Here is a 17,745-nt window from a genome sequence, read left to right on the forward strand (position 1 = left end):
AATGACAGCTCGCAAACCGGCCAATCTTCTGTTGGTTGACGACGATCCCAGCCTGCTCAAGTTGCTGGGGATGCGCCTGACAAGCGAAGGTTTTCACGTTACCACCGCCGCAAGCGGTCAAGAGGCCCTACGCCTGCTGGCACGTGAAAAGATCGACTTGGTCATCAGCGATTTACGGATGGATGAAATGGACGGCATGGCGCTGTTCGCTGAAATCCAGAAGTATCAGCCGGGTATGCCGGTGATCATTCTTACCGCTCACGGTTCGATCCCGGATGCGGTTGCTGCCACCCAGCAAGGGGTATTCAGTTTCCTGACTAAGCCGGTCGATCGCGATGCACTGTACAAAGCCATCGATGATGCGCTGTCGTTGTCGATACCGGCCGGTGATGAAAGCTGGCGTGAAGACTTTGTGACCCGTAGCCCGATCATGTTGCGCTTGCTGGAGCAGGCTAAGATGGTGGCGCAGTCGGACGTCAGCGTGTTGATCAACGGCCAGAGCGGTACCGGTAAGGAAGTACTGGCGCAGGCGATTCACGGAGCCAGCCCACGGGCGAAAAAGGCCTTTATTGCCATCAACTGCGGTGCGTTGCCCGAGCAACTGCTGGAGTCCGAACTGTTTGGGCACGCCAAGGGCGCATTTACCGGTGCGGTGAGCAGTCGTGAGGGGTTGTTCCAGGCCGCAGCCGGCGGGACCCTGTTCCTGGACGAGATCGGTGATATGCCGCTTTCGCTACAGGTGAAGCTGTTGCGCGTTCTGCAAGAGCGCAAGGTGCGCCCGCTGGGCAGCAACCGCGATCTGGACATCGACGTGCGTATCATTTCAGCGACTCACCGTGATTTACCTAAGGCGATGGCGAAAAACGAGTTCCGCGAAGATCTCTACTACCGCCTGAACGTTGTCAACCTGAAGATCCCGGCGCTGAATGAGCGGGCGGAAGATATCCCGCTGCTGGCCAATCATCTGCTGCGCGAGTCGGCTCTGCGCCATAAGCCTTTTGTACGCAGCTTCTCCTCCGATGCGATGAAACGCCTGATGACCGCCAGTTGGCCGGGCAACGTGCGCCAGTTGGTGAACGTGATCGAGCAGTGCGTGGCGCTGACTACGGCTCCGGTGATCAGCGAAGCGCTGGTAGAGCAGGCCCTAGAAGGGGAAAACACCGCGTTGCCGACCTTTGTCGAGGCACGTAACCAGTTTGAATTACACTATTTACGTAAGCTGTTGCAGATCACCAAGGGTAACGTCACCCAGGCCGCGCGCATGGCGGGCCGTAACCGTACTGAGTTCTATAAATTGTTGTCGCGCCACGAACTGGACGCCAACGATTTCAAAGAATGATGTTTTCTTTCATCAACCTGCCTAGTGCAGGTTCTCAACAAACGAGCCGGAAGGGTATAAACTCCGTTTGAGGTTAATGACAAAGAGTTTTTGAGCCCGAGATACCCGGGCCTAGTGCACCGAGGAGTGCTCCGGCGGCTTACGCTGCTGCGACCCCATCGGCACGCTCTCCCTAATAACGGGCTTTGTCAGCAGTCTGAAACTCCTTTTCCTTTGTTGTGGCATGGCAGACTAGAGAGATATGAGCAGATCACTTTCCATTGCGTTGGCCCAGCTGAATTTGCTGGTGGGCGATATTGAAGGCAACACGGAACGCATATTGCAAACCGTGCAAGAGCAGCAGAAGGCGGGAGCCGATCTGGTCATGTTCACCGAACTGGCGCTGTCAGGGTATCCGCCGGAAGACCTGCTGTACCGTGACGATTTCTATCAGCGCTGTGATACCCAGTTGAGCCGCTTGCAACAGGCATCGGCCAAGGTGGCGATCCTGGTGGGGCACCCTTGGCGTGAAGACAGCAAGCTGTATAACGCCCTGTCGCTGTTTTCCGCAGGGCAGTTGCTGGCGCGTTACTTCAAACAGCAACTGCCGAACTACGGTGTGTTCGACGAAAAACGCTACTTCCATGCAGGAGATAAAAGCTGCGTGGTGGATCTGAAAGGCTATCGTCTGGGCCTGCTGATTTGTGAAGATTTGTGGTTCCCGGAACCGGTGGATGCGGCAAAAGCGGCTGGGGCGGAAATTCTGCTGTCGATCAATGCCTCACCGTATAACCGTGAAAAACCTTATATCCGTAAAACCCTGATGGCGGGCCACTGCCAGCGTACGGGCCTGCCATTGGTATATCTCAATCAGATCGGCGGGCAGGATGAGCTGATTTTTGATGGCTGCTCAAAAGTGTTTGATGCCGCAGGCAATATGACTCACCGCCTGGCGGCGTTTGCCGAACAGATCACGCAGTTAGAATTCAACGGGCTGCAAGTGGTGCCGATGACCGCTCCGGCGGCGGAACTGCCGCAGTTGGCGCAGGTGTACGAAGCGCTGGTGCTGGCGGTACGCGACTATGTGACCAAAAACGGTTTCAAAGGCGCGGTGCTGGGCCTGTCCGGCGGTATCGACTCGGCGCTGACGCTGGCGATTGCCGTTGATGCGTTGGGTAAAGACAAAGTTCAGGCGTTAATGATGCCGTTCCGCTACACGGCGGATATCAGCATTGCCGATGCTAAAGAAGAAGCCGAAATCCTCGGCATCGAGTTTGATATCGTTTCTATTGAGCCGATGTTTGATGCCTTTATGGGCCAGTTGTCACCGATGTTTGTTGGCACCGAGCGCGACACCACCGAAGAAAACCTACAGGCGCGCTGCCGTGGTGTAGTGCTGATGGCGTTGTCTAACAAACGCCGCAGCATCGTGTTAACCACGGGTAACAAAAGCGAGATGGCTGTGGGTTATGCCACGCTGTATGGTGATATGGCGGGTGGCTTTGACGTGTTAAAAGACGTACCAAAAACGCTGGTGTTTAAACTCTCTGAGTACCGTAATACCGTCTCTTATGTGATCCCGCAGCGGGTGATCGATCGTCCACCGTCTGCCGAACTGGCCCCGGATCAGCTCGATCAGGACAGCCTGCCGCCGTACGACATTCTGGATGCCATTCTGGAAGGTTATGTCGAGCGCGATAAGTCCGTCGCCGATCTGGTGGCCGAAGGTTTCGAAGAAGCCATCGTGCGCAAGGTGATCCGTTTGGTGGATATCAACGAATACAAGCGCCGTCAGGCTGCCGTTGGGCCACGCATTACCGCCCGTAGTTTTGGTAAAGACCGCCGCTACCCGATCACCTCCGGTTTTGGCCGTAAAAATTGGTAATTAAGGAATAAAGATGAAAAAGATCGACGCTATTATCAAACCGTTCAAACTGGATGACGTGCGTGAAGCGCTGGCTGAAGTCGGGATCACCGGGATGACCGTCACCGAAGTTAAAGGCTTTGGCCGTCAGAAAGGCCATACCGAGCTGTACCGTGGTGCAGAGTATATGGTCGACTTCCTGCCGAAGGTTAAAATCGAAATCGTAGTGGCTGACGATATCGTTGATACCTGTGTAGAAACCATCATGCAAACCGCACAGACCGGCAAGATCGGTGACGGTAAGATCTTTGTCTTCGACGTAGCGCGAGTGGTACGTATCCGTACCGGCGAGCAAGACGAAGAAGCTATTTAAGATGTCTAGCTACCGAGCACTTCCAGCTTGAACTTGGGCAGTGCTCGGCCTCCTCGTGTACTGCGTGTACACTCCGGGGCACTGCGCGCTGGCCGCATTCAATCTCATTCTAAAAAAGCGAACGCCATCGCGTTTTGCACACTTTCCCCGATAGCTCCTTGGCAAACACCTACACTCAAAACAACCGTTTTGACTGAGGTTTTTTTGCCATGATGACGTTACGCCAAATCCGCCATTTTATTGCCGTGGCAGAAACGGGTTCAATCTCTGCTGCCGCGCAGGCGGTGTTTGTTTCGCAATCTTCGTTAACCTTGGCGATCCAACAGTTGGAAACCGAGATTGGCGTCAGGCTGTTCGAGCGCCACGCCAAAGGGATGAACCTCACGCATCAAGGCCATCAGTTTTTGCGCCAGTCCTATCTGATCCTCGCCACGGTTGATAACGCCAAGCGCAGCCTGCAACTGGGCACCGAAAGCCTGAACGGCAAGCTGACCATCGGCGTTACCAGCCTAGTGGCGGGCTATTTTCTGGTGGAATTGCTCAAGCGTTTTAAATCAGCCTATCCCAACGTGACGATTCAAGTGGTTGAGGACGAGCGGCCCTATATCGAACACTTGCTGGTGAGCGGTGAAATAGATATCGGCGTGCTTATCCTGTCGAACATCGAAGACCGCGATGCATTGCAAACCGAAGTGCTGATGCATTCGCCGTATCGCCTATGGTTGCCGCCGCTGCATCCTTTACTGGAGCACGAAAGCATCGGTTTAGCCGATGTGGCAAAACAACCGCTGATCCAGCTCAACGTAGATGAAATGGATGTGCATGCGCAGCGCATCTGGGCACGCGCCGGATTAAAACCAGATATAGCCATGAAGACCGCTTCCACCGAAGCGGTGCGTAGCCTGGTGGCAGCTGGGATGGGGATTGCCATTCTGCCGGATATGGCTTATCGCGCCTGGTCGCTGGAGGGTAATATGATCGAAGCACGCAAGCTGCTGGATCTACTGGAGCCGTTGGATATCGGCCTGGCATGGCGGCGTGGCAGCGCGCGGCCAGAACTGGTCACGCCATTCCTCACCATTGCACGTGAGAACGGCAAGATGAATGCAGTTGGCCTGAAGTGAGCATTCGATTTAATCGAACGCTGCCTTCGGTATTTAGTATTTGTTGTCCGCAGTGCGCTCGCCTAGTCTGATAAAAACCAAATAATCACATTTGGTTAACGTTTTTGTCACAAGGCGATACGCAATGGCAGATGTGCACCTCGTTTCAGGTTTGTCCTGTCAGCAGTTTATTAACGGCCAGTCGGTGGAAGGCGAAGGCCATTCTGAGCAGATTATTAACCCTGCCAACGGCGAAACGCTGGTTTCTATCGCCGAGGCTTCGGTTACCCAGGTTAATAACGCTGTTGCTGCAGCACAGCAGGCTTTTTCCCACTGGTCACGCACCACGCCCGCTTTTCGCGCGGCTATTTTACTGCGTATCGCCGATGCCATTGAGCAGCAAGCTGAGCATTTGGCGCGGCTCGAAGCGCTCAACTGCGGTAAACCCTTCCATCAGGCGTTGAAGGACGATCTGCCCGCGGCTGTCGATGTATTCCGTTTCTTCGCCGGGGCAATACGTACTCAGCAAGGGCAACTGGCCGGCGAATATATTGCAGGCCACACCTCAATGGTCCGCCGTGATCCGGTCGGCGTGGTGGCTTCTATCGCACCCTGGAATTACCCGCTGATGATGGCCGCCTGGAAGATAGCCCCGGCGCTGGCCGCAGGCAATACCCTGGTGTTTAAACCTTCTGAACATACGCCGCTGACGATGTTGGCGCTGGTCCCTGCGTTGCAGGAGATCCTGCCGCCGGGCGTGCTGAACATTGTTTATGGCGGTGGCGAAGGAGTGGGCAGCCATCTGGTGAATCACCCGCAGGTACGGCTGGTTTCCGTTACCGGCGATATCGTCACCGGGCAGAAAATCCTGCAAGCCGCAGTGAAAAGCGTAAAACGCACTCATCTGGAATTGGGCGGTAAAGCCCCGGTGATCGTCTGTGATGATGCCGATCTGGATGAGGTGGTCAGCAGCATCCGTACCTTTGGCTATTACAACGCCGGGCAGGATTGCACCGCAGCCTGCCGGATCTATGCGCAGGCGGGTATTTACCAGAAACTGGTAGATGCCTTGGGTGAAGCGGTTGCCAGCCTGCGTTTTGCCCGCAAACGCGATGAAGACAATGAAATAGGCCCGCTGATCAGCAGCCGCCAGCGCGATCGCGTAGCCAGCTTTGTCGAACGCGCTCTCAGCCAGCCCCATATCGAACTGATTACCGGTGCAGCAGCCCATTCTGGCCCCGGTTTCTACTATCAACCCACCTTGCTGGCGGGTTGCCTGCAAACTGACGAAATCGTCCAGCGAGAAGTGTTTGGCCCGGTGGTCAGCGTAACGCGCTTCGACACGCTGGAACAGGCGGTGAGTTGGGCGAACGACTCCGAATACGGTCTGGCCTCTTCGGTCTGGACGCAGAACATCGATCGCGCGCTGCACATCGCCGCGCATTTGCAGTACGGCAGCACCTGGATCAACACCCACTTTACCCTGGCGAGCGAGATGCCCCATGGCGGCCTGAAGCGCTCCGGCTACGGTAAGGATCTCTCCAGCGATTCATTACAGGATTACAGCGTTGTCAGGCATGTGATGGCGAAATTCAAGTCCACTTTCTAGCCAGTCACATTATAAAAATCAGCCACATTCAGATACGCAACACAGGGGTAATTACTATGGGAAAAACAACCGCAGTCACCACACTTTCCGCGCTCTGTATCACCGTTGTTTGCAGCCTGGCGCAGGCCGCCGATCGGCCGCTTGGCAAAGGCGAAGGGCGGCTGGATATCATTGCCTGGCCCGGTTATATCGAACGCGGCCAGTCGGACAAAAATTACGATTGGGTAACCCAGTTCGAGAAACAAACCGGTTGTGCGGTGAACGTGAAAACTGCCGCCACCTCCGACGAGATGGTCAGCCTGATGGCCAAGGGCGGCTATGATCTGGTGACCGCCTCCGGCGATGCCTCACTGCGCCTGATCTACGGCAAGCGCGTGCAACCGATCGATCCAGCCTTGATCCCTAACTGGAAGAATATCGACCCACGCCTGCTGAACGGGCCTTGGTATACGGTGGCGGGTAAAACCTATGGCACGCCGTACCAGTGGGGGCCAAACCTGCTGATGTACAACAGCAAAACCTTCCCGACGCCGCCAGACAGCTGGGCGGTGGTATTCCAACAGCAAAATCTGCCGGATGGCAAAACCAACCAGGGGCGGGTGCAGGCCTATGATGGCCCGATCTACATCGCCGATGCGGCGTTGTACCTGAAAGCGACTCAGCCGCAACTGGGTATTACCGATCCCTACCAACTGAATGAAGATCAATATCAGGCGGCGCTCACGCTGCTGCGTAGCCAACACGCGCTGATCCACCGTTATTGGCACGACACCTCGGTGCAGATGAGCGATTTCAAAAACGAAGGGGTCGTGGCCTCTGGCGCTTGGCCGTATCAGGCCAATGCTCTGAAAGGTGAGGGCCAGCCGATTGCTACCGTTTTCCCGAAAGAGGGCGTCACCGGTTGGGCGGATACCACCATGCTGCACGCAGAGGCCAAGCATCCAAGCTGTGCCTACCAGTGGATGAACTGGTCGCTGGAGCCAAAAGTGCAGGGGGATGTTGCCGCCTGGTTCGGTTCACTGCCAGCGGTGCCAGCAGGCTGTAAAGCCAGTGCCCTGCTCGGTGATAAAGGCTGTGAAACCAACGGCTTTGGCCAGTTCGACAAGATTGCCTTCTGGAAAACACCGCAATCAGAGGGCGGCAAGTTTGTGCCCTATAGCCGTTGGACGCAGGACTATATCGCCATTATGGGCGGCAGATAAATATCAGCTTACTTATCCCGATCGCCTAACGGCTCCCTCTCCCTGCGGGAGAGGGCTGGGGTGAGGGGAAAGCAACGTGGAGCGTGCATCATGACCATTGCCGTACAGTTTATCGACGTTTCGCGCATTTTCGGCGATGTTCGTGCCGTTGACCGGGTTTCTGTCGACATTCAGGATGGAGAGTTTTTCTCCATGCTTGGGCCTTCCGGTTCGGGTAAAACCACCTGCCTGCGGCTGATCGCCGGTTTTGAGCAACTCAGCTCCGGTTCGATCCGCATTCACGGGCAAGAGGCCGCCAACCTGCCGCCGTACCAGCGCGATGTAAATACCGTATTCCAGGATTATGCGCTGTTTCCACATATGTCGGTGCTGGAGAACGTCGCCTATGGGCTGATGGTGAAAGGCGTAGCCAAGCGTGAGCGGCTGGCACGGGCGCAGCAGGCGCTGGAAAGCGTAGCGCTGGGTTTTGCTGCCGAACGCAAGCCAGCGCATCTTTCTGGTGGCCAACGTCAGCGGGTGGCATTGGCGCGAGCGCTGGTCAATCGCCCGCGCGTGTTGCTGCTGGACGAACCTTTGGGTGCGTTGGATCTGAAATTGCGTGAGCAGATGCAGGGGGAGCTGAAAAAGCTGCAACGCCAACTGGGGATCACCTTTATTTTCGTCACCCACGATCAAAGTGAAGCGCTGTCGATGTCGGATCGCGTTGCGGTATTCAACAACGGCCGCATCGAACAGGTGGACTCACCGCGTGAACTGTATATGCGGCCAAGAACGCCGTTTGTCGCCGAGTTTGTTGGCACCTCCAACGTGGTGCGTAGCGATCTGGCGCAGCGGTTATTGGGGCAGAACGCGACATTCTCGATTCGCCCGGAGCATATTCGCTTGCTGGATCACAGTGCTGCTGCGCAGGGTGAAATTCAGGTGCAGGGCACTTTGCAGGATATCCATTATCAGGGGGCAGCGACCCGTTACGAAATCGCCCTGAGCAGCGGTGAAAAGCTGCTGGTCAGCCAAGCCAATCCGCAATGGCAGGCTGCCGAACAGCAGCGCCTGATCGGCCAGCCGGTGACAGCGTGCTGGGCGCGCGAAGCGATGGTGCCGCTGCTGGAGGAGAGGTGAGATGGAGATGAGCATCGAGAATCCGGCTTCACAGGGCGGCAAAATCCGCGCGCTCTCCACCTATCTGTACCGCAAGCCGACGCTGTATCTGTTGTTGCTGCTGGTGCCGCCGTTGCTGTGGTTTGGCGCGGTGTATCTGGGATCGCTGCTGACGCTGCTATGGCAAGGGTTTTACACCTTTGATGATTTCACCATGACGGTGACGCCGGATCTAACCTTCGCCAACCTGCGTGCGCTGTTCAACCCGGCCAACTACGACATCATCGTGCGCACGCTCACCATGGCGGTGCTGGTGTCGCTGGCCAGTGCGGTACTGGCGTTCCCGATTGCTTATTACATGGCGCGCTATACCAGCGGCAAAGTAAAGGCGTTCTTTTATATCGCCGTAATGATGCCGATGTGGGCCAGCTATATCGTCAAAGCCTATGCCTGGACGCTGTTGCTGGCTAAAGACGGCGTGGCGCAGTGGTTCCTGCAACATATGGGGTTGGAGCCGCTGTTGGCGGGGATCCTGAGCATTCCCGGCGTGGGGGGCAATACGCTGTCCACTTCCGGTCTGGGGCGGTTCCTGGTGTTTGTCTATATCTGGCTGCCGTTCATGATCCTGCCGATCCAGGCTGCCTTGGAGCGTTTGCCTCCTTCGTTGTTGCATGCTTCTGCAGATCTCGGCGCACGCCCGGCGCAGACGTTCCGCTATGTGATCCTGCCGCTGGCGGTGCCGGGGATTGCCGCCGGTTCGATCTTCACCTTCTCGCTGACGCTGGGGGATTTTATCGTGCCGCAGCTGGTGGGCCCGCCGGGTTATTTTATCGGCAGCATGGTGTACGCCCAGCAAGGGGCGATCGGCAATATGCCGATGGCGGCAGCTTTTACCCTGGTGCCGATCGTGCTGATTGCCATTTATCTTTCAATTGTTAAACGCTTGGGGGCTTTCGATGCACTCTGAACGCGCGCCGTTAGGGCTGAAACTGGCCGCCTGGGGCGGCCTGATCTTCCTGCACTTCCCGCTGGCGATTATCGCCATCTACGCTTTCAACACCGAGGAAGCGGCATTCAGCTTCCCGCCGCAGGGCCTGACGCTGCGCTGGTTCAGCGTGGCCGCCGGGCGGCAGGATATTATCGATGCGGTGCTGCTTTCGGTGCAGATCGCCTGCCTGGCAACGGCCATTGCGCTGGTGCTGGGCACCTTGGCCGCTGCGGCGCTGTACCGCCGAGACTTCTTCGGTAAAGAAAGTATTTCTCTGCTGCTGCTGTTACCGATCGCTTTGCCGGGGATCGTCACCGGTATCGCGCTGCTGGCGGCTTTCAAGGCGCTGAATATCGAACCGGGGATCATGACCATTGTGATCGGTCACGCCACCTTCTGCGTGGTGATCGTGTTCAACAACGTGATTGCCCGCTTCCGCCGAACCTCGCACAGTCTGATCGAAGCCTCGATGGATCTGGGGGCCGACGGTTGGCAGACCTTCCGTTACGTGATTTTGCCTAACCTGGGCTCTGCACTGTTAGCGGGCGGCATGCTGGCGTTTGCTCTGTCATTCGACGAAATCATCGTCACGACTTTTACCGCCGGGCATGAGCGCACGCTGCCGCTGTGGCTGCTGAACCAGCTTGGTCGGCCGCGTGATGTGCCGATCACTAATGTGGTGGCGCTGTCGGTGATGGTGCTGACCATGATCCCGATTCTGGGAGCCTACTACCTGACTAAAGGTGGGGAAAGCGTCGCAGGTAGCGGCAAGTAGTTTGAACCCTTATGTCCATTTTTTTAAAGGAAAACCTTATGCAAAGCCAACTGCTGATTAACGGCCAACTGGTTGCAGGCCAAGGTGAGAAGCTGCCGGTAATTAACCCGGCGACGGGAGAGGTCATCGTGCTGGTAGCAGAAGCCAGCACACAACAGGTGGATCAGGCGGTATTGGCGGCAGATGCTGCGTTTACTGAATGGGGGCAAACCACGCCGAAAGAGCGGGCTGAACATTTGCTAAAACTGGCTGATGTGATTGACGAGCATGCAGAAACTTTTGCCAAATTAGAGTCCCTCAACTGTGGCAAACCTTATCACTGCGTGTTGAATGACGAACTGCCTGCGGTGGCCGATGTGTTCCGCTTTTTTGCCGGTGCCAGCCGTTGCCTGAGCGGATTGGCCGCCGGTGAATATCTGGCCGGGCACACCTCGATGATCCGCCGCGATCCGTTGGGCGTGGTGGCTTCGATCGCCCCTTGGAACTATCCGCTGATGATGGCGGCCTGGAAGCTTGCTCCGGCACTGGCTGCGGGAAATTGTGTGGTGATTAAGCCTTCTGAACAAACCCCTTTGACTACCTTCAAACTGGCGGAGCTGGCGGCAGGTATTTTTCCACCGGGCGTGTTGAACGTGCTGTTTGGCCGTGGGGCTAGCGTCGGTGATGTACTTACGGGCCACGATAAGGTACGCATGGTATCGCTTACCGGCTCTATCGCGACCGGGGAACATATTATTGCCCACACCGCGCCGGGCATTAAACGCACGCATATGGAACTGGGCGGCAAAGCCCCGGTGTTGGTGTTTGATGATGCCGATCTGGATCAGGTGGTGGAGGGTATTCGCACCTTTGGTTTTTACAATGCCGGGCAGGATTGCACCGCCGCCTGCCGTATCTATGCGCAAAAAGGGATTTATCCACGCCTGGTGCAAGCCTTGGGGGCGGCGGTAGCAAGCCTGAAGATCGGGCCACCGGAAGATAGCAGCACCGAACTGGGGCCGTTGATTACGGCACAGCATCTGGAACGGGTGGTTGGCTTTGTTGAGCGGGCTAAAGCCTTGCCGCATGTGCAGGTGGTGACCGGCGGTGAGAAGGTGAATGGCCCAGGGTTCTATTTCCAGCCAACACTACTGGCCGGGGCACGTCAGGAAGATGAAATCGTGCAGCGCGAAGTGTTTGGCCCGGTGGTGACGGTGACGCAGTTTGATGACGAAGCGCAGGTGTTGGCCTGGGCGAATGCGTCAAACTATGGTCTGGCTTCTTCGCTGTGGACGCGTGACGTTGGCCGCGCACACCGCCTGAGTGCACGCCTACAGTACGGCTGCACCTGGGTGAACACGCACTTTATGCTGGTCAGCGAAATGCCGCACGGTGGTCAGAAGCTGTCTGGGTATGGCAAGGATATGTCGATGTATGGGTTGGAGGATTATACCGCCATTCGCCACGTGATGTTTAAGCATTGATTCATAATGTTTTCTCTGCAAAATAACGCGGTTTTCAGGCTGATAAAAACTGAAGGATGTCATTAATGGCTATCACTCGTCGTGATTTTCTTAATGGAGTGGCGATTACCATCGCTGCCGGTTTAACGCCGATGCAAATTCTGCGTGCATCGCCGCAAACCGCCAACAAAACCCTCTATTACCCGCCAGCCTTAACCGGCTTGCGGGGCAATCATCCCGGCTCATTCGAGCGCGCTCACCAACTGGGGCGCGACGGTAAAGCGTTTGACTTTGGTTCGGTGCCGGTTGAGGAGGAGTACGACCTGGTCGTAGTCGGTGCCGGTATCAGCGGCCTGGCCGCCGCCTGTTTCTGGCAGCAGATGAAAGGCGGGCAACAGCGCATTTTGCTGATTGATAACCATGATGACTTTGGCGGGCACGCCAAGCGTAACGAATTCAGCAGCGAAAACGGCATGATCCTTGGCTACGGCGGCAGTGAGTCGTTACAGTCGCCGCGCTCCAACTTTAGCCCGGTGGCGCTGGGGCTGCTGCAAAAACTGGGTGTCAGCATCGATAATCTGGAAAAGTCATTCGATAAAACCTTCTATCCAGATCTGAATCTGAGCCGTGGTGTTTACTTCGATCGTAAAAACTTTGGCGTCGATAAGGTGGTGAGTGGCGATCCGGGCCGGGTGGTGGCGGATGATATCCCGCGCGATCGCCTCAACGGCCGTTCCTACCAAGCTTTTATCGGTGATTTCCCGCTGCCGGAAAGCGATCGACAGGCGTTGATTGCCTTACATACCATCGACAAGGACTACTTGCCGGGCATGAGCCAGGAAGAAAAGGTCGCCTGGCTGGATAAACACAGTTACAGCCAATTCCTGCGTGAGAAAGTGGGGCTGAGCGAGATGGCAATCCGCTACTTCCAACAGACCACCAATGATTTCCAGGCGGTTGGTATTGACGCCACCTCCTGTAGCGATGCGCGGATTTGTGACTTACCGGGCCTGAACGGCATGAACCTGCCGCCGCTGGATGAAGAGTCGCAGGCGGATCTCGACGATCCTTACGTGTTCCATTTCCCCGATGGCAATGCCTCGCTGGCGCGCCTGATGGTGCGCCACCTGATCCCGGCGGTTGCACCGGGCAACGACATGAACGATATCGTGATGGCGCAGTTTGATTACAGCCAGCTCGATCGTCCTGAATCGCCGGTGAAACTGCGGCTGAGCAGCACCGGGCTGCATGTGGCTAACGTGGGCGATAAGGTGGAGGTGTCTTACATTAAAGGGGTGAATATTTCCAAGGTGCGCGCCGGGCAGGTGGTGATGGCCGGTTATAATATGATGATCCCTTATCTGGTGCCGGAAATGCCCCAGGCGCAGCAGGAAGCGCTGAAGCAGAACGTGAAATCGCCGTTGGTCTACAGCAAGGTGGTGATCCGTAACTGGCAGCCGTTTATCAAGCTGGGCGTGCATGAAGTGTATTCGCCCACCGCGCCATACAGCCGCGTTAAGCTCGACTATCCGGTGAATATGGGCGGCTATCAGCATCCACGCGATCCGAATCAGCCGATTGGCCTGCATATGGTGTATGTTCCTACCTTGGCTGGCAGCGGCCTCAGCCCGCGTGAACAATCACGCAAAGGGCGAGCCTTGCTGTTGGGAACTTCCTTTGAGGTGCATGAACAGATGATCCGTGAACAATTGCAGGGCATGCTGGGCGCAGCCGGATTTGATCATCAGCGCGATATTCAGGCGATCACCGTTAACCGCTGGTCACACGGCTATTCGTATTTCCTTAATGGGATGTTCGATGATGAAGATGAATCAAAGAAAATTATTGCCACGGCACGGCAACCAATCGGCAAGATTGCGATCGCCAACTCAGACTCCGACTGGAGCCCTTATGCCAACTCGGCCATCGATCAGGCTTGGCGCGCAGTGAATGAACTGGCCTACGGCAACATTGCCGCTAAGGAGGGCGCATGAGCCTGCGTCCACTGTATCTGATGCTGCTGTTGGCCGCAGGTTCGGCGCAGGCCATGTCGGCGGGTGAATATGTTGCCAAAGCGGGTGACTGTAGTGCCTGCCACACCATGCCTGGTGGCGAAACCTTGGCGGGAGGGATGAAGTTCCCAACCCCGTTGGGGGATATCTATGCCACCAACATCACGCCGGATGCGGTGCATGGCATCGGCGCTTATAGCTTTGCAGAGTTCGACCGCGCGATGCGCCAAGGCATTGCCAAAGATGTCCATCGTTTGTATCCGGCGATGCCTTATACCTCTTACGCCAAAATGAGCGCTGAGGATATGCGTGCCCTGTATGACTATCTGATGCATGATGTTGCGGCACAGCCCGTTGCTAATCAGGAAAGCAACATCAGTTGGCCGCTCTCCATGCGTTGGCCGTTGGCGGTATGGAACAGCCTATTCCATGAGGATCAAACCTATCAACCGGATAGCAAGCAAAGCGCCGAGTGGAATCGCGGCGCTTATCTGGTGCAAGGGCTTGGCCATTGCGGCAGTTGCCACACGCCACGCGGTTGGGCGATGCAGGAAAAAGGGTTAGACAGCAAAGCGCCGGAGTTCTTAAGCGGAGCAGAACTGGACGGCTGGTATGCACCGAGCATCCGTGGGCTAAAGCAGGATGAGGTGGTCGATCTACTGAAAACCGGGCGCAGCCAGCATGCGGCGGTGGCCGGGCCGATGAGCGATGTGGTGGTTCACAGTACCCAGTATCTCAGCGATGCCGATCTGAACAGCATTGCGCAATATCTGCATAGTTTGACGGAGGCGAAGCCGAAAACGGCTAAGGTGCCGTTTGCCGCGCTTAGCACCCTGGAAGCTGGCAGGCAGACTTACGCGAACTATTGCTCAACCTGCCATGGTGACGCGGGGCGAGGCAGCGATTACGTGATTCCCGCCTTGGCAGGTAACTTGACGGTGACGGCAGAGAATCCGCTGACTGCGCTGCGAGTGGTACTGGAAGGTGCGCATACCCCAATCACCCAGCAGGGTACCACCGTGATCATGCCGGGCTATGGTTGGGCGCTGACCGATTCGGATGCAGCGGAGTTGATGAGTTACATCCGTGGCAGTTGGGGAAATCAGGCTGCGCCAGTCACGGTTGAGCAGGTGAAGGCGGCCCGTTTATTGAAAGCGCAGTAAAACAACAGGGTGCGGTTTATATCGCACCCTGACATCCTGCTTACAGCACCTTATGTGGGCCAAAGCATTCGTAGTGGATACGCTCGGCTGCCACGCCCATCGCCAGCAACTGCTGGGCAATAAACTGCATAAACGGCACCGGGCCGCAGAAGTAGTAATGCATCTGCGGATTTTCCAAGGTGGGGCGCAACGGACTGAGATCCATCAGGCCACGGCGGTGGTAATCACGCTCTGCCACATCATCTGCACCAGGTTCCCGGTACCAGACATGGCGGCTCAGGTTTGGCATACGCTCGGCGATCTCCGCTACTTCACTGGCGAAGGCATGAACCGCGCCGTTCTCTGCCGCATGCAGCCAATGAATCTCACCCTGATGCTGATTTTTGTGCAGGCTATTGAGCATGCCCAACATCGGCGTCTGGCCAACGCCTGCGGAAATCAGCGCTACCGGCGTGGTAGGCTCAACTTCCAGGAAGAAATCACCGTATGGCGGTGCGATATGAATGATGTCGCCTTCTTTGGCCTGCTGGTGCAGGAAGTTGGAAACCGTGCCCAGAGCTTCACGTTTTACCGCGATGCGGTAATATTCGCCGTTCGGCGCAGCGGTTAGTGAATACTGGCGTATTTCCTGATTTTCTAGGTTGCTGTCGTTGATATATACCGCCAGATACTGGCCCGGTTTGAAATCTGCCACCTTGCCACCGTCTACCGGTGCCAACATGAAGCTGCAAATCACTTCGCTTTCGGGCTGTTTTTTAACGATGCGGAATGCACGCAGATCGCGCCAGCCGCCGTCGCTTTTTTCACTCTCTTGATAGATCTGGCCTTCGCGCTGGATAAAAACGTTCGCCAACACGCCATAGGCTTTGCCCCAGGCGTCCAGCACTTCCTGGCCTGGGCTGAGCATTTCATCCAGCGTCGCCAGCAGATGGTTGCCGACAATCTGATACTGATCCGGCTGAATATTGAAGCTGGCATGTTTCTGCGCAATGCGCTCCACCGCAGGCAGCAACGCCGCCAGATTTTCCAGGTTGCTGGCGTAAGCGCAGATAGCATCAAACAAAGCCTGGCGTTGATCGCCATTCCGCTGATTGCTCATATTGAAAATATCTTTCAATTCAGGATGATGGGCGAACATACGATCGTAGAAATGGGCGGTCAGTTTCGGGCCGGTTGCTACAAGTAGAGGGATAGTGGATTTTACGGTGGCGATGGTTTGGCTATCCAGCATGGAAGCGTTCCTTGGGGTGATTTTAATGATGCATTTAAAATGCATCTTATTGACTTCAATTAAACTTGTAAATACCCGTGTATGTCGGCGATTCACCAAACATGAAAAAACCGCACAATCATTATGAGTAAAAGTCCGTTGCCAATAAAGGGCTATTTAGTGGCTCAAAGCCTTGCTCTGTCTAAAGCCAATCGTTTGCGTAAAAACCTCTGTCAAGACCTATCCTCGGTGGGGGGAAACAGTTTACACTGTTGCCCAGAACCCAAACGGGTAGTTATTTGGTGATTTAAGTCAGGAGATGCCGGATGTTAAAGCGTGAAATGAACATTGCTGATTATGATGCCGAACTGTGGGCAGCCATGGAGCAAGAAGTGGTGCGTCAGGAAGAGCATATTGAACTGATTGCGTCTGAGAACTACACCAGCCCGCGCGTTATGCAGGCTCAGGGTTCTCAACTGACCAACAAATACGCAGAAGGCTATCCGGGCAAGCGCTATTACGGCGGTTGCGAATACGTGGATATCGTTGAGCAATTGGCTATCGATCGTGCCAAAGCGCTGTTCGGCGCAGATTATGCCAACGTTCAGCCGCACTCCGGCTCGCAGGCGAACTTTGCGGTTTACACCGCGCTGCTGCAACCGGGCGACACCATTCTGGGGATGAACCTGGCGCACGGTGGCCACCTGACTCACGGTTCACCGGTTAACCTGTCCGGCAAACTGTATAACGTGGTGCCTTACGGTATCGACGAAAAAGGTCAGATCGACTATGACGATCTGGCAAAGCAGGCGCAGACTCACAAGCCAAAAATGATCATCGGGGGCTTCTCCGCATTCTCCGGCATTGTTGACTGGGCAAAAATGCGTGAAATCGCCGACAGCATCGGTGCTTACCTGTTTGTGGATATGGCGCACGTGGCTGGCCTGATCGCGGCCGATGTCTATCCTAACCCGGTTCCTCACGCGCATGTCGTGACCACCACGACCCATAAAACCCTGGCGGGCCCGCGTGGCGGCCTGATCCTGGCGAAGGGCGGTGATGAGGAGTTTTACAAGAAGCTGAACTCTGCCGTGTTCCCTGGTGGCCAAGGCGGCCCGCTGATGCACGTGATCGCCGGTAAAGCGGTAGCGCTGAAAGAAGCGATGGAGCCTGAGTTCAAGGTGTACCAGCAGAAAGTGGCGAGCAACGCTAAAGCGATGGTAGAAGTATTCCTGGCCCGTGGCTACAAAGTGGTTTCCGGTGGTACCCATAACCACCTGTTCCTGCTGGATCTGGTGGACAAAAACCTGACCGGTAAAGAAGCCGATGCCGCGCTGGGCCGTGCCAATATCACCGTTAACAAGAACAGTGTACCAAACGATCCTAAGAGCCCGTTTGTGACTTCCGGTATCCGTATCGGTACGCCAGCGGTAACCCGCCGCGGCTTCCAGGAAGCTGATGTGCGTGAGCTGGCTGGCTGGATTTGTGACGTGCTGGACAATATCAACGACGAAGCCACCATCGAGCGCACCAAGAAAAAAGTGCTCGATATCTGTGCGCGTCTGCCGGTTTACGCGTAATTACGCTG

General features: G+C 56.0%; 14 protein-coding genes. 13 read left to right on the forward strand and 1 reads right to left on the reverse strand.

What is annotated here, in order from left to right; translation table 11 throughout:
* Window position 1: 1 nt before the first annotated feature.
* The 12 genes from glrR to ACX1CU_RS06035 all read left to right on the forward strand — a co-directional run bounded on the left by glrR (window position 2) and on the right by ACX1CU_RS06035 (window position 14,947).
* Window positions 2-1,339: a two-component system response regulator GlrR gene (gene glrR, locus ACX1CU_RS05980; protein WP_459401683.1), complete on the forward strand. Its 1,338-nt coding sequence runs from the start codon at window positions 2-4 to the stop codon at window positions 1,337-1,339.
* A gap of 241 nt (window positions 1,340-1,580) precedes the next feature.
* On the forward strand, window positions 1,581-3,203 hold the full coding sequence (locus ACX1CU_RS05985; protein ID WP_459401684.1) for an NAD+ synthase: 1,623 nt from the start codon (window positions 1,581-1,583) through the stop codon (window positions 3,201-3,203).
* 13 nt (window positions 3,204-3,216) lie between these two features.
* On the forward strand, window positions 3,217-3,555 hold the full coding sequence (gene glnB, locus ACX1CU_RS05990) for a nitrogen regulatory protein P-II (RefSeq protein WP_004847623.1): 339 nt from the start codon (window positions 3,217-3,219) through the stop codon (window positions 3,553-3,555).
* A gap of 209 nt (window positions 3,556-3,764) precedes the next feature.
* Complete coding sequence (locus tag ACX1CU_RS05995) at window positions 3,765-4,679, forward strand: LysR substrate-binding domain-containing protein (RefSeq protein WP_459401685.1); 915 nt, start codon at window positions 3,765-3,767, stop codon at window positions 4,677-4,679.
* A gap of 124 nt (window positions 4,680-4,803) precedes the next feature.
* Window positions 4,804-6,267, forward strand: coding sequence for a gamma-aminobutyraldehyde dehydrogenase (locus ACX1CU_RS06000; protein ID WP_459401686.1), 1,464 nt, complete (start codon window positions 4,804-4,806; stop codon window positions 6,265-6,267).
* Window positions 6,268-6,323: 56 nt separating this feature from the next.
* Window positions 6,324-7,469: a putative ABC transporter substrate-binding protein YdcS gene (ydcS, locus tag ACX1CU_RS06005; protein ID WP_459401687.1), complete on the forward strand. Its 1,146-nt coding sequence runs from the start codon at window positions 6,324-6,326 to the stop codon at window positions 7,467-7,469.
* A gap of 90 nt (window positions 7,470-7,559) precedes the next feature.
* Window positions 7,560-8,588 carry an ABC transporter ATP-binding protein gene (locus tag ACX1CU_RS06010; protein ID WP_459401688.1) on the forward strand — a complete coding sequence of 343 codons (1,029 nt, stop codon included), beginning with the start codon at window positions 7,560-7,562 and terminating at the stop codon, window positions 8,586-8,588.
* Window positions 8,589-8,595: 7 nt separating this feature from the next.
* A complete protein-coding gene (locus tag ACX1CU_RS06015) occupies window positions 8,596-9,534 on the forward strand; it encodes an ABC transporter permease (protein WP_459402732.1) in 939 nt (312 codons plus the stop codon).
* On the forward strand, window positions 9,524-10,330 hold the full coding sequence (locus tag ACX1CU_RS06020) for an ABC transporter permease (RefSeq protein WP_459401689.1): 807 nt from the start codon (window positions 9,524-9,526) through the stop codon (window positions 10,328-10,330). The genes ACX1CU_RS06015 and ACX1CU_RS06020 overlap by 11 nt, the downstream gene beginning before the upstream one ends.
* A 38-nt stretch (window positions 10,331-10,368) precedes the next feature.
* Window positions 10,369-11,793 carry an aminobutyraldehyde dehydrogenase gene (gene patD, locus ACX1CU_RS06025; RefSeq protein WP_459401690.1) on the forward strand — a complete coding sequence of 475 codons (1,425 nt, stop codon included), beginning with the start codon at window positions 10,369-10,371 and terminating at the stop codon, window positions 11,791-11,793.
* A 65-nt stretch (window positions 11,794-11,858) separates the two neighbouring features.
* The gene (locus tag ACX1CU_RS06030) at window positions 11,859-13,766 is read left to right on the forward strand and encodes an NAD(P)-binding protein (protein ID WP_459401691.1); all 1,908 of its coding nucleotides are present in this window, start codon (window positions 11,859-11,861) and stop codon (window positions 13,764-13,766) included.
* On the forward strand, window positions 13,763-14,947 hold the full coding sequence (locus ACX1CU_RS06035; RefSeq protein ID WP_459401692.1) for a c-type cytochrome: 1,185 nt from the start codon (window positions 13,763-13,765) through the stop codon (window positions 14,945-14,947). Before ACX1CU_RS06030 ends, ACX1CU_RS06035 begins: the two co-directional genes overlap by 4 nt.
* Window positions 14,948-14,987: 40 nt before the next feature.
* Here ACX1CU_RS06035 and hmpA read toward each other — a convergent pair whose 3' ends face one another.
* The gene (gene hmpA, locus ACX1CU_RS06040) at window positions 14,988-16,178 is read right to left on the reverse strand and encodes an NO-inducible flavohemoprotein (RefSeq protein ID WP_459401693.1); all 1,191 of its coding nucleotides are present in this window, start codon (window positions 16,176-16,178) and stop codon (window positions 14,988-14,990) included.
* A gap of 305 nt (window positions 16,179-16,483) precedes the next feature.
* On the opposite strand from hmpA, the gene glyA reads away from it, so the two are divergent.
* Window positions 16,484-17,737: a serine hydroxymethyltransferase gene (gene glyA / locus ACX1CU_RS06045; protein WP_459401694.1), complete on the forward strand. Its 1,254-nt coding sequence runs from the start codon at window positions 16,484-16,486 to the stop codon at window positions 17,735-17,737.
* The last annotated feature ends 8 nt before the right edge of the window (window positions 17,738-17,745 follow it).

This window comes from Serratia sp. D1N4, from assembly GCF_054552755.1.

Excerpts from the sequence above, each read along its gene's own strand:
- ydcS (WP_459401687.1), top strand. The coding sequence starts at position 6,324 with ATGGGAAAAACAACCGCAGTCACCACACTTTCCGCGCTCTGTATCACC.
- glyA (WP_459401694.1), top strand. The coding sequence starts at position 16,484 with ATGTTAAAGCGTGAAATGAACATTGCTGATTATGATGCCGAACTGTGG.
- glrR (WP_459401683.1), top strand. The coding sequence starts at position 2 with ATGACAGCTCGCAAACCGGCCAATCTTCTGTTGGTTGACGACGATCCC.
- ACX1CU_RS06000 (WP_459401686.1), top strand. The coding sequence starts at position 4,804 with ATGGCAGATGTGCACCTCGTTTCAGGTTTGTCCTGTCAGCAGTTTATT.
- patD (WP_459401690.1), top strand. The coding sequence starts at position 10,369 with ATGCAAAGCCAACTGCTGATTAACGGCCAACTGGTTGCAGGCCAAGGT.
- ACX1CU_RS05995 (WP_459401685.1), top strand. The coding sequence starts at position 3,765 with ATGATGACGTTACGCCAAATCCGCCATTTTATTGCCGTGGCAGAAACG.
- ACX1CU_RS06010 (WP_459401688.1), top strand. The coding sequence starts at position 7,560 with ATGACCATTGCCGTACAGTTTATCGACGTTTCGCGCATTTTCGGCGAT.
- ACX1CU_RS06030 (WP_459401691.1), top strand. The coding sequence starts at position 11,859 with ATGGCTATCACTCGTCGTGATTTTCTTAATGGAGTGGCGATTACCATC.
- ACX1CU_RS05985 (WP_459401684.1), top strand. The coding sequence starts at position 1,581 with ATGAGCAGATCACTTTCCATTGCGTTGGCCCAGCTGAATTTGCTGGTG.
- glnB (WP_004847623.1), top strand. The coding sequence starts at position 3,217 with ATGAAAAAGATCGACGCTATTATCAAACCGTTCAAACTGGATGACGTG.
- hmpA (WP_459401693.1), bottom strand. The coding sequence starts at position 16,178 with ATGCTGGATAGCCAAACCATCGCCACCGTAAAATCCACTATCCCTCTA.
- ACX1CU_RS06020 (WP_459401689.1), top strand. The coding sequence starts at position 9,524 with ATGCACTCTGAACGCGCGCCGTTAGGGCTGAAACTGGCCGCCTGGGGC.
- ACX1CU_RS06015 (WP_459402732.1), top strand. The coding sequence starts at position 8,596 with ATGAGCATCGAGAATCCGGCTTCACAGGGCGGCAAAATCCGCGCGCTC.
- ACX1CU_RS06035 (WP_459401692.1), top strand. The coding sequence starts at position 13,763 with ATGAGCCTGCGTCCACTGTATCTGATGCTGCTGTTGGCCGCAGGTTCG.